The sequence below is a fragment of the Paenibacillus konkukensis genome, assembly GCF_023523925.1.
Classification (GTDB): Bacteria; Bacillota; Bacilli; order Paenibacillales; family NBRC-103111; genus Paenibacillus_S; species Paenibacillus_S doosanensis.
Genome location: NZ_CP027059.1, coordinates 6390208 through 6406292 on the forward strand (window position 1 = coordinate 6390208; position 16085 = coordinate 6406292).

Annotated in this window: 9 protein-coding genes and 3 pseudogenes; all 12 read left to right on the top strand. The window is 57.0% G+C overall.

The features are described 5' to 3' along the window. Positions 1-2583: 2583 nt before the first annotated feature. Positions 2584-4023, top strand: a pseudogene (locus SK3146_RS35170) (pectinesterase family protein); the annotation flags it as partial. 69 nt (positions 4024-4092) lie between these two features. Further along, a pseudogene (locus SK3146_RS35175) lies at positions 4093-5334 on the top strand (pectate lyase family protein); the annotation flags it as partial. Positions 5335-5433: 99 nt separating this feature from the next. Next, positions 5434-7344 (top strand): annotated as a pseudogene (locus SK3146_RS35350) (fibronectin type III domain-containing protein); the annotation flags it as partial. A gap of 6 nt (positions 7345-7350) precedes the next feature. Next, positions 7351-7827 (top strand): S-layer homology domain-containing protein, encoded by a 477-nt coding sequence (locus tag SK3146_RS35185; protein ID WP_434006915.1) that lies wholly within the window; start codon positions 7351-7353, stop codon positions 7825-7827. A 189-nt stretch (positions 7828-8016) separates the two neighbouring features. Continuing rightward, complete coding sequence (locus SK3146_RS27810) at positions 8017-8268, top strand: hypothetical protein (protein WP_249861820.1); 252 nt, start codon at positions 8017-8019, stop codon at positions 8266-8268. 10 nt (positions 8269-8278) lie between these two features. After that, positions 8279-8641 carry a phage holin family protein gene (locus SK3146_RS27815; protein ID WP_249861821.1) on the top strand — a complete coding sequence of 121 codons (363 nt, stop codon included), beginning with the start codon at positions 8279-8281 and terminating at the stop codon, positions 8639-8641. A 384-nt stretch (positions 8642-9025) separates the two neighbouring features. Beyond that, positions 9026-10819 carry a cache domain-containing sensor histidine kinase gene (locus SK3146_RS27820; protein WP_249861822.1) on the top strand — a complete coding sequence of 598 codons (1794 nt, stop codon included), beginning with the start codon at positions 9026-9028 and terminating at the stop codon, positions 10817-10819. 15 nt (positions 10820-10834) lie between these two features. Further along, positions 10835-12013 carry a response regulator gene (locus tag SK3146_RS27825; RefSeq protein WP_249861823.1) on the top strand — a complete coding sequence of 393 codons (1179 nt, stop codon included), beginning with the start codon at positions 10835-10837 and terminating at the stop codon, positions 12011-12013. A gap of 309 nt (positions 12014-12322) precedes the next feature. Further along, positions 12323-13681 (top strand): DUF5060 domain-containing protein, encoded by a 1359-nt coding sequence (locus SK3146_RS27830; RefSeq protein WP_349655167.1) that lies wholly within the window; start codon positions 12323-12325, stop codon positions 13679-13681. Further along, positions 13570-13800 carry a DUF5605 domain-containing protein gene (locus tag SK3146_RS35190; protein WP_349655168.1) on the top strand — a complete coding sequence of 77 codons (231 nt, stop codon included), beginning with the start codon at positions 13570-13572 and terminating at the stop codon, positions 13798-13800. Before SK3146_RS27830 ends, SK3146_RS35190 begins: the two co-directional genes overlap by 112 nt. Positions 13801-13831: 31 nt before the next feature. Continuing rightward, positions 13832-15133, top strand: a complete 1302-nt coding sequence (locus SK3146_RS27835; RefSeq protein ID WP_249861824.1) for an ABC transporter substrate-binding protein — start codon at positions 13832-13834, stop codon at positions 15131-15133. Between the two features lie 59 nt (positions 15134-15192). Next, entirely contained in the window at positions 15193-16068 is an 876-nt protein-coding gene (locus SK3146_RS27840) for a carbohydrate ABC transporter permease (protein ID WP_249861825.1), read from the top strand. The last annotated feature ends 17 nt before the right edge of the window (positions 16069-16085 follow it).

The window sequence follows — 16085 nt, forward strand, 5'->3', positions numbered from 1 at the left end:
GCGGGCGGCTTTACGGTTACGAGCACCGCGTCCGCCGGCATTACGAATCAGAATGCGGCGGCGGAGCAATTTCAATACGCCTATACTCCCGTCAGCGGAGATTTCACCCTGATCGCCAGGCTGATTTCTTTCCCTTATGTCAGCGGAGCCCAGGCGGGAATTCTCGTCCGCAGCTCGCTGGAGCAGGGCAGCTCGTTTGTGTACAACTACATGTACGGAACGGGCGGCCAGTTCCAGCCCTACGTTTCCGTAAAAGGGGCGTCGTCGTCCAATGCGGCCAGCAACTCGGGGTATAAAATCGACGGCGCCAATGCGACGTACGATACGCCTCCGAGCTACTTGCGGGTCAGCAAGCAATGGGGCGGCACGAAAGCGGACGTTTACTTCGATATCGGCACATCGGACGGAACGACCGTGACGTGGACGAGGGTCAACGGCAAGAGCATCACGGACGCGGCGGCGTCCCAACCGATGTATGTCGGCTTTGCCGTCGGGAAAGCGGCGTCCGCATCGTTCGATAGCGTCACGCTGCTGCCGTCTTATTCCAACGCCCCTACGACGGCAATAGCCGATCTGGCGGGGGCGCTTCCGGCGGGTCTTGACGCTCCTGAGCTCAGCGGCACGGCCGGAGACAATCAGGTTACGCTAAGCTGGAACGCCGTCACGGACGCGGTGTATTACAACGTAGGACGGAGCATGAACAGCGCCGGACCGTATACCCGTTTGAACGCCGCTCCGGTAACCGGACTCGGCTACACGGACTACGCGGTGGCGAAAGGTATGACGTACAATTATGTCGTAACGGCGGCCAATGCCGTTACCGAAAGCGTCTACTCGAACATGGTTTCCGTCACGTTGGCGGACCCGTCGGTGCTGGCCGCGCCGGCCGGTTTGACGGCGACCGCGGGGGACGGCAAAGTGGAGCTTGCCTGGAACGAAGTGACGGGAGCGGCGTCGTATAACGTCAAGCAAAGCGTCAAGGCGGGCGGACCGTATGCGACGATTGCTGCCGTGACCGGCGGTACCGGCTATACGAGCGCCGGCTTAACGAACGGCACGACTTATTATTACGTCGTCAGCGCCGTAGGCAGCGGCGGCGAAAGCGCCGATTCGAGCGAGGTTTCGGAGAAACCGGGCGTGTATTTGATCAACGATCATTTCGAAACGAGCCCGCTCGGAGACACTCCGGCAGGCTACGTCTCCATCGCCAATGCCGGAGATGAGGCGATTAACAACATCACGGTGATCAATAACAGCCATTTGACCAATAAATATTATTCTCCTACTGAAACGGCCCCGGCAAATAACAAGTCGGCCGCGGTTGCGGGGAATTCGACGAATGTGCTGTGGATTAACGATAATGCCAATGCGAGCCGCCGAGGAGGCTTCACGAATTCCTTCGCTCCGGTATCGGGCAAGGGCGGCTTGACGGCGGAGCTCCGCTTCATGCAGCCGAAGGTGATCGGCGATTCGTATCCGCTCGAATTGCTGGATAGTTCCGGCAAAACGGTATTGTCCTTCAGCGTATCGAATTTGAGCGTGCTGGAGACGATTAATCCTTCCGTATGGTACACCTTGAAATTTGTTGCCGATACGGGCGCAAACTCGGCGGACGTCTATGTTAACGGGGTTTATAAAGGCAATTATACATTCAGTCTGACCAATACCGACATCGCCAAAATTCAGGCGAGAACGGCGGGTTCCTCAACCGGCAGCATGTATGTCGACGATGTGCGGGTATACAGACAGAGCACGGTAACGCCGCAGCGGCTGACGGCGGCCGGGGCGAACGAAACGGTCGTCTTGAGCTGGAATGAAGCCAGCGGAGCCGACTCTTACAACGTCTACCGGAGCGCTGCCCCGGGCGGACCTTATACGCGCATTGCGAGCGAGGTAGCGCAAGCTTCCTATAAGGACACGGGCCTTATAAATAAAAAGGAATATTATTACGTGGTGACGGCGCAGAGCGAGAGCGGGGAGAGCGACGCATCCAACGAAGCGCGCGGTTATCCGAATAACGTCCCGGCTCCGGCGCAGGCTCCCGTATTCGGACAAACGGACATTCGGGACAGTCAAATCTCGCTGAACTGGAGCCCGATATCCGTAGTGGATGATACTGGCGTCAAGGTGGATTCTGCGTATACGCTGCTTCGCAGCACGCATCCGGACGGTCCGTTCGTGACGGTAGCCGAGAAGCTGGAGGATACCTCCTATTTGGACAAAAATTTGACGAACGGCACCGACTATTACTATCGTGTCACCGCCTGGAATATGGGAGGCGCGGGCCCGGATTCCGAGCTGCTCAAGGTAGCTCCGGCCGCGCCGCTGGAGGCGCCCGTGCTCATCGGCGCGGCGGCGGGCGACAACAAGGTGGATTTGAGCTGGACTTCCGTGCCGGGAGCGACCCGGTATAGCGTCAAGAGAAGCGCGGCAAACGGGGGGCCGTACACAACGGTGAAGGACGTCGACGGAGTCAGCTTCACCGATACCGGCGCAGCGAACGGCGATGCCTATTATTATGTCGTTACGGCAAGCCGGGACGCCGGAGCGGGCTTGATGCAGGAGAGCCGGATTTCCAATCAGATGAAGGCTGTTCCTTATGCCGCCGAAGCCGGAGCGCCCGCAGTGCCGGCAGGCTTGCAGGCCGTTGCCGGGGAAGGCAGCGTCAGCCTGACATGGGATGCGGCCGGCGGAGCGGAGTCTTATAAGGTGAAGCGGGCGGCGGCCAGCGGCGGTCCGTATACGGAGCTGGGTTCGACCGGCGAAGCCTCGTACCAGGATACGAGCGTGGCGAACGGCACGATCTACTATTACGTCGTATCTGCCGTGAACGCCAACGGAGCGAGTCCGGACACCGATGAAATCGCCGTTCTTCCGGCCAAGGTGCTGACCGTGGACAAGAATGCCGCCGCAGGCGGCGAGGGCTTCGGCATCACATTATTTAACACGATTCAAGACGCCGTCAATGCGGTTCCGGCGAACAATACGGAAAGAATCGTCATCTACATTCAACCCGGCACGTACACCGAGAAGCTTCTCGTGGATCGGCCGTATGTAAGCCTTGTCGGCGCCGGAATGGACGAGACGACCATCGTCTACGGCGATTATGCCGGAACTTCGGCGACGGCCGGCCAGCCCGGCCATACGGGCAACACCTTCTTGAGTCAAACGGTGAAGGTAACGGCCGATAACTTTACGGCGGCCCATCTGACGATAGAGAACAGCGCGGCTCCGCGCTCGGCCGTGGCTCAGGCGGTCGCATTGTCGCTATACAGCGATAAGGCGTCGTTCGAATCGGTCAAGCTGAAAGGGTATCAGGATACGCTGTACGACGGGCTCAATCCGTCCAATCAGGCGCGTCATTATTTCCATAACAGCGTCATTCAGGGCGATGTCGACTTCATCTTCGGAGAAGCTCCGGCTGTCGTCATGGACAACGTCAAGCTGGTTCTTGTCAGCAATTCCGGCGGCGGCGGCCATATTACGGCCGGAGCGCAAAAAAATGTAACCGATAAAGGCTACGTCTTCCTGAATTCGCAAATCGTCGACGATGCTTCGGCGCAGGGAACCTATGATTTGGGACGCGGCTGGAAAGATTATGCGCGAGTCAGCTTCATCAATACGCTGATCGATTCCAAGAAATTCCTTGCCGAAGGATGGAGCAGTTCATGCGCAGGCAGCTGCAAAGTCAGTTATTTTTCGGAGTACAACAGCTACGGACCGGGAGCGAATCCTTCCGCAAGGACTATGGCGACGCAGCTGACGGGGCCGGAAGCCAGCCTGACGATTCCGCAGCTCTTCGACGGGTGGGACCCTTCCGTTCAGGTCATCATGCCGAAGCTGCAGTACGCGCCGACGGTTTCCGCCGCCGCCGCTTCCTTCGATAAAAATGCGGCCAAGCAGGCGGATATTCAAGTGAACGTGCAGTATAACGGGCATGCGCTGAAAGGAATAGCCAACGGACAAACGCTCCTCGGCGCAGCGGATTACTCGGTTGCAGGCAGTGTAGTGACCATCAGCAAAACGTATCTTGCCGGCTTGCCAGAAGGCACGGCGGTGCTCAGCTTTCAATTCGATTCCGTCACGGTTCCTCTGACCGTTACCATTTCGAACTCGGACGCATCCGACATCGGCAAGCGGGTGCTCGGGGTCAACGACGGCTGGGGCTCCTTTACGACCGGAACGACGGGCGGCTCCAAAGCGTCCGCAGCGAATATTTATACGGTCGCCAAACGAAGCGAGCTCATTCGGGCGCTCGGCGGCGATAACAGCAAGAACGCTTCGAATGCGACGCCGAAAATCATTTATATCAAAGGCACTATCGATATGAATGTGGACGAGAACGACAATCCGGTCGGCATCGATGACTACAGAGATCCGGCTTACAGTCTGGAAGCTTATTTGGCCGCTTACGATCCTGCCGTGTGGGGAACCGATTCCGTACCATCAGGACCGCTGGAGACGGCGCGCGCGGCTTCGGAGAAAAAGCAGGGAGACGCGATCAAGATCAATGTCGGCTCCAATACGACGATCGTCGGCTTGCCGGGCTCGAACGCCAAAATTGTGGGCGGCAATCTGATGATCCAGAATGTCGATAACGTCATCGTCCGCAACATCGACTTCCAGAATGCGTTCGATTACTTCCCGCAGTGGGACCCGACCGACGGTGCTTCGGGCAATTGGAACTCGGCATTCGACAATATTACGGTGAAAGGCGCCAAGCATGTATGGATCGACCATAATACGTTCAGCGACGGCGCGAACCGCGACGATTACGGCGTCAGCTATTTCGGCCGCCAATATCAGCAGCATGACGGTTCGCTGGACATTACGAACGGTTCGGATTTGATCACGGTGTCCTATAACTATTTCCATGACCATGACAAAACGACGCTCGTCGGAGGAAGCGACAGCTATACGGATGACCGCGGCAAGGAGCGGATTACGTTCCATCACAACTATTACAAAAATATAACGCAGCGCGCACCGCGGGTTCGTTTCGGTCAAGTTCACGTGTATAACAACTATTACGAAGGAACGGCGAATGACCCGAGCTATCCTTTCCTTTACGCGATAGGCGTAGGCTTCGAGTCGCAAATCGTCGCTCAGAACAACTATTTCTCTCTGGATACGGGGACATCGGCCGCATCGTTAATTCAGGTTTCTCCGGGCGGCACGCTCTTTACGGATACGGGCTCCGTCCTTAACGGGGAAGCTGTGAACATCGCGCAAAGCAAAGGAGGCTTAAGCCCGGCGGGCTGGACGCCTACGTTGTTTACGGCGATGGACGAAACATCCGACGTTCCGAGCATCGTCACGACGCAAGCCGGCGCGGAAAATACGCTGCCGGTCATCCCGGCCGAGCGGCCGAAAGCGCCGGAAGGCTTGACGGTGACGGCAGGCAGCGGTCAAGTCAGCCTGAAGTGGAGCGAAGTCGCGGGAGCGGCATCCTACAACGTGAAGCGCAGCACGACCCAAGGCGGCGCGTACGCCACGATCGCCGAGAACGTTACGGGCACATCGTACACGGATACGGGGTTGATGAACGGAACGACGTATTACTACGTTGTGACGGCCGTCAATGACGGCGGCGAAAGCGCGAATTCGGCGGAAGCCGAAGCAACGCCGACCGAACCGGTCACCCCGGCCGGGCCACTGAAAGCGCCGGAAGGCTTGACGCTGACGGCAAGCAGCGGCCAAGTCAGCCTGAAGTGGAGCGAAGTCGCGGGAGCGGCATCCTACAAGGTGAAGCGCAGCACGACCCAAGGCGGCGCGTACGCCACGATCGCCGAGAATGTTGCGGGCACATCGTACACGGATACGGGGTTGACGAACGGAACGACGTATTACTACGTTGTGACGGCCGTCAATGACGGCGGCGAAAGCGCAAATTCGGCGGAAGCCGAAGCAACGCCGACCGAACCGGTCACCCCGGCCGAGCCACTGAAAGCGCCGGAAGGCTTGACGCTGACGGCAGGCAGCGGCCAAATCAGCCTGAAGTGGAGCGAAGTCGCGGGAGCGGCATCCTACAAGGTGAAGCGCAGCACGACCCAAGGCGGCGCGTACGCCACGATCGCCGAGAACGTTACGGGCACATCGTACACGGATACGGGGTTGATGAACGGAACGACGTATTACTACGTTGTGACGGCCGTCAATGACGGCGGCGAAAGCGCAAATTCGGCGGAAGCCGAAGCAACGCCGACCGAACCGGTCACCCCAAGCGAGCGGCCGAAAGCGCCGGAAGGCTTGACGCTGACGGCAGGCAGCGGTCAGGTCAGCCTGAAGTGGAGCGAAGTCGCGGGAGCGGCATCCTACAAGGTGAAGCGCAGCACGACCCAAGGCGGCGCGTACGCCACGATCGCCGAGAACATTGCGGGCACATCGTACACGGATACGGGTTTGACGAACGGAACGACGTATTACTACGTTGTGACGGCCGTCAATGACGGCGGCGAAAGCGCAAATTCGGCGGAAGCCGAAGCAACGCCGTACTTCATTAAACATCGCAGCAGTTCAAGCGGCGGCAGCGGCGGCGGTTCGGCAGTCACGACGCCGGATGTAACGGCCGAGCCGCAGACAGGCGGCGTGAAGCTGGAACATTTGCCGACGGTCGGCGAAACAACGGCGGACGGCCGGCAAGCGGTCAAAGCCGTGCTGAACGACGAAGCCTTGGCTGAGGCGCTGGAGGCGCTCAAAGCGGCGGTCGGCAGTGGCGATCAGCGGATCGCAATTGCGCTGAAGGGCAATAACGAACCAATCGGCCGGCTGGAGATTGCTCCCGCCGCGCTGGCGGAGCTTGCGGCCCAAGCACCGAATGCCGTTATCTCGGTACAATACGGCACAGCGGCTTATGATTTGCCGCTGAACGCCGTCGATCTCGCCGCACTCGCCAGCAAGCTGGGGGCGGATTCCCAAGAGGTGAAGCTGATCGTTTCGATCGAAACCGTCGGAGGAGAGACGTTAGCTGCGCTGGAAGGTCAAGCGAAGCGCGCGGGGCTCAAGCTCGTCGCTCCGGCCGTAGACTTTACGGTAACGGCGGAGGATCATAACGGGAAGCAGATAACCGTGAACGATTTTGGAACCGTCTATGTATCCCGCACGTTGGAGTTCGCCCATGAGGTGAATCCGCAAACCGCTACGGCGGTATGGTATGATCCTGCATCGGGCGCATTCCGCTTCGTTCCGGCGACGTTCGCCGTCAGCGGCGGCGCGACGAGAGCGACGATCCAACGTCCCGGCAACAGCATCTACACGGTTGTCGAGCATGCCAAGTCGTTCGACGACCTGTCGGGCCACTGGTCCCGCAGCGACGTAGAGCTGCTCGCGTCGAAGCTGGTTATCAACGGTATGACCGACAGCTCCTTCGCGCCTCAGCGGGACATCACGCGCGCTGAATTCGCGGCGCTGCTGGTACGCGCTCTCGGTTTGACGGAGACGGCCTCGGCCAAATTCAGCGATGTGCAGCCGGGCGACTGGTTCGCCGGAGCCGTCGGTGCCGCAAGCCAAGCGGGCTTGGTCGACGGCTTCGAGAACGGCTCCTTCCAGCCGGAGGCGAGCATCACGCGCGAGCAGATGGCCGTCATGATCGCCCGGGCGATGAACGCGGCCGGGAAACGGGCGGACGGCAGCCTTGCGAGCCTGTCCCGCTTCGCGGATGCCCAATCCATTGGCAGCTGGGCCCGGGAAGCCGTTGCGCAAGCGGTCAACGCAGGCATCATTAACGGCGTGACCGCGGACGACTTCGCGCCGTCGGCCGAAGCGAGCCGCGCCGAAGCAGCCGTCATGCTGAAGCGGATGCTGCAGTACGAGCGGTTGATCGACTAACTTATTTTGATCGGATAACGAGCTCCCCTCGAAGCAGTCGGGCTAATCGATTCAGCCTGCCGCAGCGAGGGGGGCTTTTTCCGTATAGCAGAGTGCAGCCGGTAGCCTTATGAACCTAAAATGATGTAACATAGGGGACAGAACGGTGTTTGCCAAGCTAAACCGGAAACAAGAGAGGAGGCGCAGCGGATGTCTTGGTCGCTGGAAAACGCAGAGGCATGTCATAGGGAAGCTCCTTACACATTTTACGTCCCGAGCCGGCAGCTGTTAGGCAGGCTTGCCGCCGGGGGCCGGGTCAAGCTGATTTTCAAGCTGGAGGATGACAGCGTATTGGAATTTTTGGAGGCTGGTGTTCCGTGCGCTTACGAGAGAAGCCGGCAGTCCGGCAAATTCGAGGTCGTCCGCGATTACGATTGGGACGCATACTATTCGGAGGAGTGAGGCTTAAGCTATGAAGAATCTGCTTAATTTATTGATGACCGTCGCCGTATTCTGGATTGGCAACGAGTATTTTCACCAATATTTGTCCATCCAAGACGGCCGCACGCTGATCATCGCTTCCGTGCTGATGTTCGTCATCAGCTTCTTGTTCAGCCTCGCTATGGTGCTGTCGGTCATGCTGATTACGGTCGGCATCGGCTGCTTGACGACACCGGCGCTGATGCTGGCGTCTGTCATTCTGACCCCGATCAAGCTGTGGCTGCTCGATAAGTATTTGGACGGCTTTGCTGTTCACGGATTTTGGACGTATGTGATTTTAACGATCGTTCTCAGCATATTTACGGTGAAGGTCAAATCGGACCGCAAGGATTGAATAGCTCGCTGCGCGCAAGCCGCGAACCTATTGCCGAAGTAAATAAACATTGGATAATTTTCAGTGATAGTTTATTTTCGTTCAGTAGTATTTTACTAAAAAAGCAGCGATTCAACGTTGACACAGCAAATATCCGGTGCTAGGATGTTGTCAAAAGGACGGCGGGATAAACCTACTAAATGGAAGGAATGCCATGTTTACCTTTGTTTAGTCGTTCTGCCGGACCATTTTGCAACCGTTATCACAAGCGACGGCTTATCGGCATCTTCAAGACTGCCCAAGCATGATCTCGGCGGTCTTTTCGCATGAACCCGACTCCGCTCCCTTCACGGCACGGCAGGAAACCGGCAAGAGACATTTTTTCAACGAAGGAGACGGATAATCATGTTCCGATGGAAAAACGTATCCCATCAGGCGAAGCTGCTGGCTGTATTTTTTCTGCTGAGCGGCATTCCCGCGATATTGATCGGGACGATGGCTTACCGCAAATCTTCCGAGATGCTCGTCAGCCAGAAGATGCAGGATCTGGATGTGATCTTAATGCAGCTTAACGCCTCCATCGAGCGCCAAATCAGTGATTTCGACCGTTTCACCATGCTTCCTTACTTTATGCCCGAGGCATTTCAATTCCTGAACCGGCCCTATGTGTCCAAGGAGCAATGGGGATCGGCGGAAATCAACGCCCAGAAGACGATGGTCCGGATGATCAGCGCTTATCCTTCCATCAATTCCTCGATCAGCGGGCTTATGGTATACGGGATGAACGGATCGGTGAACGGTTACCGGACCAGCGGCGATCCGGCGGTTCATCTGGATGACGGCGTGAGAGAGGAAAGCTGGTACAAGAAAGCGATGGCCGAACGCGGCGGCTTCGTCATTACCGGCGTGCGGGAGATCAAGCAGTTTACCGGGGAGCCCTTCCATGCCGTCATCGGCTCGCGTCTGTTAATGGACGACAACAATCATCCGCTGGCGGTCATCGCCATTTTTATTTCCCCCGAATTTATTCAAAAAATATTTCAATCGCTGCAGCTTCACCACGGTCAAATCACCGTGCTGGACAGCGAGCGGCAGGTGATCTACGCCTCGGACGCCAAGCTGGCGGCACGGCTTCTGATTATCGGCAGCGATCAGAAGAAAGGCGTCTGGGATACGCGAATAACGGACGATACCGCTCTTTCCGGCGGCACGGCACCGATTACGTACAACGGCGTTTCTTTGAAAAGCGATTATTTGGGCTGGAAAATGTATTTGGGCGCGAACCGCGATGAAATGCTGGAAGGAAGCCGATCCATCCGCAGCTTTACGCTCGCTACCGTCGTCGCCGTCTGGTTCGCCGCCGCCGCCGTATCCTGGCTGCTCGCCAGAGGATTGTCGAAGCCGATTCATCGGTTAATTCGCTCCATGCGCGAAGTGGAGAAGGGCAAATTTTTCGTGCCGGCCTCGCAAATGCGGGGAGATGAAATCGGCCAGCTTGAAAGCAGCTACGGCAGAATGGTGCAGCGTCTGGACGAGCTGGTGCAGTCGATCGAAGAGAAGGAGCGACAGAAGCGGGATGCCGAGCTGTATGCGCTGCGGGCCCGCATTCATCCTCATTTTCTGTACAATACGTTGAACTCAATCCGGATGCTCGCGATCCTGCAGCAATCTTCGCATATCGCCAAGCTGATTCAATCGCTGAACAAGCTGCTGCATGCCAATATGAAATGGGATAGCGAGCTGGTTACGCTGGAGGACGAGATTGCGCTGCTCAAAGAATATGCGGTCTTGATGGATTTGCGGTATACGAATGTATTTGAGATCGAATGGCATGTGCCGCAGCGGCTGCATGATGCGCTCGTGCCCCCGATGCTGCTTCAGCCGCTGCTGGAGAATGCGATATTCCACGGCGCCAAGGGGTTGGAGCGCAAGCTGAACATCGCCGTAGAGGCGCGGAGCGAGGAGCAAGACCGGTCGTTAATTGTGGAAATACGGGATGACGGCTCCGGTTTTCAAGACGCGGCCTTGCCCGATCTGCTCCGCAGCGATCAAGACGCCGAAGGCGCGGGCATCGGCCTGCGCAACGTCCGGGACCGGATTCAGCTGCGCTTCGGCAGCGGGTATGGGCTAACGGCGTCCTGTAGCGGAGGAACGACCCGGATTGTGCTCAGAATGCCTTATCGGGTGCGAAATAATTAAAGGGAGGTTGCCGCTTTGTGGAATTTGCTGGTAGTCGAGGATGAGACGATCGTACGGATCGGGCTTCGTTACATGATCGACTGGGAAAGCCGCGGGGTTCGCTGGAAAGCGGAAGCATCGAGCGGGGAAGAGGCTCTGCGCATCGTGGAGACGGAAGAGATTCATATCGTAATTACGGATATCCGGATTCCGGGGATGGACGGCCTGGAGCTGGCCAAACGGATCAAGAGCGCTTATCCCGGAGTTCAAATCGTCTTCATAAGCAGCTACGACAACTTCGCATACGCCAAGGAGGCGCTTCGGCTGGGAGCGGTCGATTACTTGCATAAACCGACGATGGACGACGAGGAAGTGGCGGGGACGCTGGACAAGGTCGTCGCTCTGCTCGAAGAGACGCGGGGGGATAAGCGCCGGACAGCGGAGGGGGACCGAAGCGGATATTTATTGTCGCTGCTGGACAAGTATACGTTCCCTGCCGATCCGTTTCTCGCAGAATTCGAGACGGAAGCCTTCGCCTCCGGTTATTGGCTGACGGTGTTTCGCATGCGGGACGATGCGGTACCAAGCCGGACGGACCCGGATTCGCTGCGCTTTTTGTCCGTTCAATATTTGATCGACGAGTATGTATCCAGGGACTGGGGAGGGCCGGTATTTCACCGGAATCACCGCGAGATGATCTGGATTGCTCCGGCAAAGGCAAGGCGGGGAGCGGTCGATCCGGCGGAACGAAGCAAGTATCTGGAGCATTTGCGCCACAAAGTGCTGGAGCTGCTGAATGCAGCCGTCATTTATTCGGCGAGTTCTTCCTATTCCCGCCTTAACGAGCTTCCGGACGCTTACATGGAGGCTTTGCTGCAATTTCCCGTCAACCAGCAGAGCGATAATTTTATCGTTCGCAAAGCCAAGGAGTACGTAGACGAGCATTTGCTGGAGGATGTCACCTTAACGAAGGTTGCGGCGGAAATTCATGTGAGTCCGGGCTATTTGAGCCGGGTGTTTCTGAAGGAAATCGGCGAAAATTTCAGCGACTACGTCATCCGCAACAAGCTTGAACTCGCGCAAAAGCTGCTCCGCGGTACGACCAAGAAAGTATATGAAATCGCCGCGGAGATCGGGTATACGAACCCCCATTATTTCAGCAAGCTGTTCAAGGATAGAATGGGCCTTGCTCCTCTCGATTACCGCAATCAATAGACGGCGATCGGATGCGCGGGCATACGTCAAAAAGTCCCTTTCGGTTGCTTGCGCTGCGGCGCGGGCCGGAGGGATTTTTTTGTATACATAGACTTTGCGGATATATTTTGAGCACTTTAGGAACGTCATGCGGACAGAGAGTCAAAAAAAGATACGAAATAGCAAAAACGGTCTATTTTCGCTTCGCGCCCGTTATTTTGCGGCGGCAATCCGTCATATTTCAAAACAAAAGTGCAGTTTCCGCTACTACCACGGCATCCCGCGCCTCTTTACAATAATAACTATAACGAGGAAGGGAAGGAATCGACGATGGCGCATGAAGAAGAAGCAAGGCTGGAGACCGAACGATGGGAGATATTCGAATACCGTCTTCAAGGGCCGCAGACGGGCAATCCTTATACGGACATTCAGTTTAAGGCCCGTTTCGCCTATGGTCACCGCACAGTAGAGGCGGAAGGCTTCTATGACGGTGACGGCGATTACGTCATCCGGTTTATGCCGGATACGCCGGGAACCTGGACGTTCGAAACCGTAAGCAATGCCGCGGAGCTAAGCGGAAGGCGCGGAACGCTGCAGTGTGTGGAGTCATCTCCGGGAAACCGCGGGCCTGTCCGGGTGGATAAGACGTTTCATTTCGCCTATGCGGACGGCACGCCTTTTTATCCGGTGGGAACGACCTGTTACGTGTGGAATCATCAAGGACGGGAGCTGGAGGAGCGGACGCTGGACAGCTTAAGCCGCGCCCCGTTTAACAAGCTTCGCATGTGCGTGTTTCCGAAGCATTACGATTATAACGACAATGAACCGGAGTTGTATCCGTTCGAGGGCACCCCGGGCGCTTGGGATTTCTCCAGATTTAACCCGCTATACTGGAGACATCTGGAGCGGCGCATTCGCAATTTGCAGCAGCTCGGGATCGAAGCCGATCTTATCTTATTCCATCCTTACGACCGGTGGGGCTTCGCCCGAATGAGCCTGGAGACGGATCATCGGTACTTGCGTTACGCCTTGGCGCGGTTATCTTCGTTTCGCAATATATGGTGGTCTTTGGCCAACGAATACGATCTGATGCACGATAAATCGATGCGGGATTGGGACGATTTTTTCCGCCTTATTCAGGAGTATGACCCCTATCAGCACCTGCGCTCGATTCATAACTGGCATAACCCGGAGATCCATTACCGCAGCAGCGGTCATTGGTACGATCACGGGAAGCCGTGGGTCACGCATGCGAGCATACAGCATCACGATCTGTACCTTGTGCCGGAATGGCGCGAGCAGTACGGCAAGCCGGTCATTGTGGACGAATGCCGTTACGAGGGCAATTTGAATCACGGCTGGGGCAATATTACGGCGGAGAGAATGGCGGAATGCTTCTGGGAAGGCATGTGCCGGGGAGGCTATGTGACGCACGGGGAAACGTATATGCATCCGGAGCAGATCATCTGGTGGTCCCACGGCGGAGAGCTTCACGGCCAGAGCCCGGACAGAATCCGCTTTCTGCGCGACATCATGGAGGCGGGGCCGCAGCTCGGTACCCCGTTCCTCCCGATCAAATGGGATGCCGCCGCCGGGGGGACGGACCGCAATATTGCATCGTCTATTTTGGCGCGAGCCGTCCCTCCTTCCGCGATCTGCAGCTTCCGCAAGGAATCCGCTTCACCGTAGAGAGGATCGATACTTGGGAGATGACGGTGACGCCGCTCGACGGATATTATGAAGGGACATGCCGGATCGCGCTGCCGGGCAAGCCTTATCAGGCTTTGCGGATCAAGCGGGCGCAGTAACGGGAATCGACTTATACAGGGGGAATCGAATATGAAACGAATGGTATCGGCGCTAATGGGGATTACGCTGCTCGGCGCAGCGGCCGTCGGCTGCAGCTCGGGCGGCGACATGGGCAAGGAAACGGCTTCGGGAAGCCAGGACGCGAAGGACGCCGGCCAGAAGGTCACCGTCTCGCTGTGGACGCTGGACACCGGCTGGGAATGGATCGATCAGGCAGCCGAAGACTTCAAGAAGGACAATCCGAATATCGACGTGCAAATCAGCAAATATTCCGTCGATCCGATCAAGGAAGCCTTGAAGGTCGCGGCCAACTCCAAGACGCTGCCGGATATGTGGTTTACTTGGGGAGGCTCGCTCGGCTCGTTCTATCCGGAGAACGGATTGACGATGGATTTGACGCAAATCGCAAGCGATCACAAATGGTCGGAAATCTATAATAAAGCCGCCATCGATAAGTCCACCTACGGCGGGAAGGTGTCCGGCATCCCCGTTCACTTGAACGTGCTCGGCATATGGTATCCGAAGAGCGTCTACGAGAAAGCGAAGCTGAAGCCGCCGGCCACCTTCGCCGAATTCGAATCGCAATTGCAGACGCTGAAGGACAGCGGGGTGACGCCGCTATCGTTCGGCAGCAAAGGCGGGTGGCATACGATGCGCTTGACGGAGCAGCTGCTGGAGCATTTCGCGGGACCGGAGCTGCACGATAAGCTGAGCGGGCTGACGGCGTCCTGGAACGACCCGGCGGTCGTCAAGACCTTCGAGAAGCTGAAGGAATATACGGATAAAGGCTATTTTCCGAAAGGCTACGTATCCCTGGACCCGACCGAAGCCGAGGCGCTCTTTTACCAGCAAAAGGCCGGTCTGATTAACGAAGGCACCTGGTTCGACAGAAATATCAACAGCAACGGCTTTGACGCGAACAATTACGATGAATTCGCTTTTCCGAACGACCATAAGCCGGCAAGACCTTCCGTGTTCGCCGAAATGCTGCAAATCAACGGCAAATCGGACAAGGCGAAGCAGGATGCCGCAGTCAAGCTGGGCGAATATTTGACGAGCGTGAGCGTAGTGAACAAATACATAGAAGGCTACGGCTCGCCGGCCACGCTGGGCGTCAAGCTATCGGACAAAACGCCGCATCTTAAGCAGCTGCTCGACAGCGCAAGCGAAGGGTCGTTCCTGATTACGGACCAGGCTCTGCCGCAGCAGGTGGTGCAGAAGCTGTTCGAGGCGCAGGATAAAGTGGCGCTCGGCGAATGGACTCCGCAGCAGGCCGCCGTAGAGATGGATAAGGCGGTTAACGACTACAAGAGCAAAAATAAACAGAACTGACGGAACGGGCGGCCGGTTATCGGCCGCTCGCATCCCGGCCGCAAGGAGGAGGATTCGGCTTGAGAATCGGGGCGGTGAAGCCGTGGCTTTTTTTGACGCCTGCGCTGTTGATTTATTTGACGGTTATTTTCGTACCTTCCTTATACACGCTCTATCTCAGCTTGTTCAGCTGGAACGGGGTGGCCCCGCATAAAGAGTTCGTCGGCTTGCAAAATTATGCGGATTTGCTCCTGAACGACTCGGTCTTTCCGCGGGCGATCCGCAACAACCTGCAATGGATGGTCGGCTCGCTGGTGCTCACGCTCGGACTTGGTCTTAGCCTGGCGCTGCTGCTGAACAAAAAGTGGAGAGGGCGGACGTTTTTTCGCGGCGTGTTTTATTTTCCTTACGTGCTGTCGGGCGTTGTCGTCGCTACCGTATGGTCCTGGATGTACAACCCGACGCAAGGATTTATCAACAAAGTGCTGGAGACGGCGGGATTGGAGCATTGGACGCACGCCTGGCTGGCCGAACCTAAGCTGGCGTTGTACGCGGTCTTTGCGGCGGCGCTGTGGCAGGGCGTCGGGCAGCCGATGGTGCTGTTCCTCGCCGGACTGTCGACGATTCCCAAAGACCCGTACGAGGCGGCGGTCATTGACGGAGCAAAGCCGATCCAGTCGTTCTGGTACATTACGATCCCGCTGCTGCAGGAAACGTTCGTGATCGTCATTGCGACGACCATGATCGCCTCCATGAAGGTATACGATATCATCTATGCGATGACCGGAGGGGGCCCGGCCGAAAGCACGCAGGTGCTGTCCTCGTACATGTATTACCAGACCTTCAAGTTCGCCAATATCGGCATCGGCTCGGCCATATCCTGGTTTCTGGTCTTTATCGCGATGATCGTCATTATTCCGTACGTATATTACACGACCAAGAAATCGCATTTGTAAGCTAGCATACTAGAGAG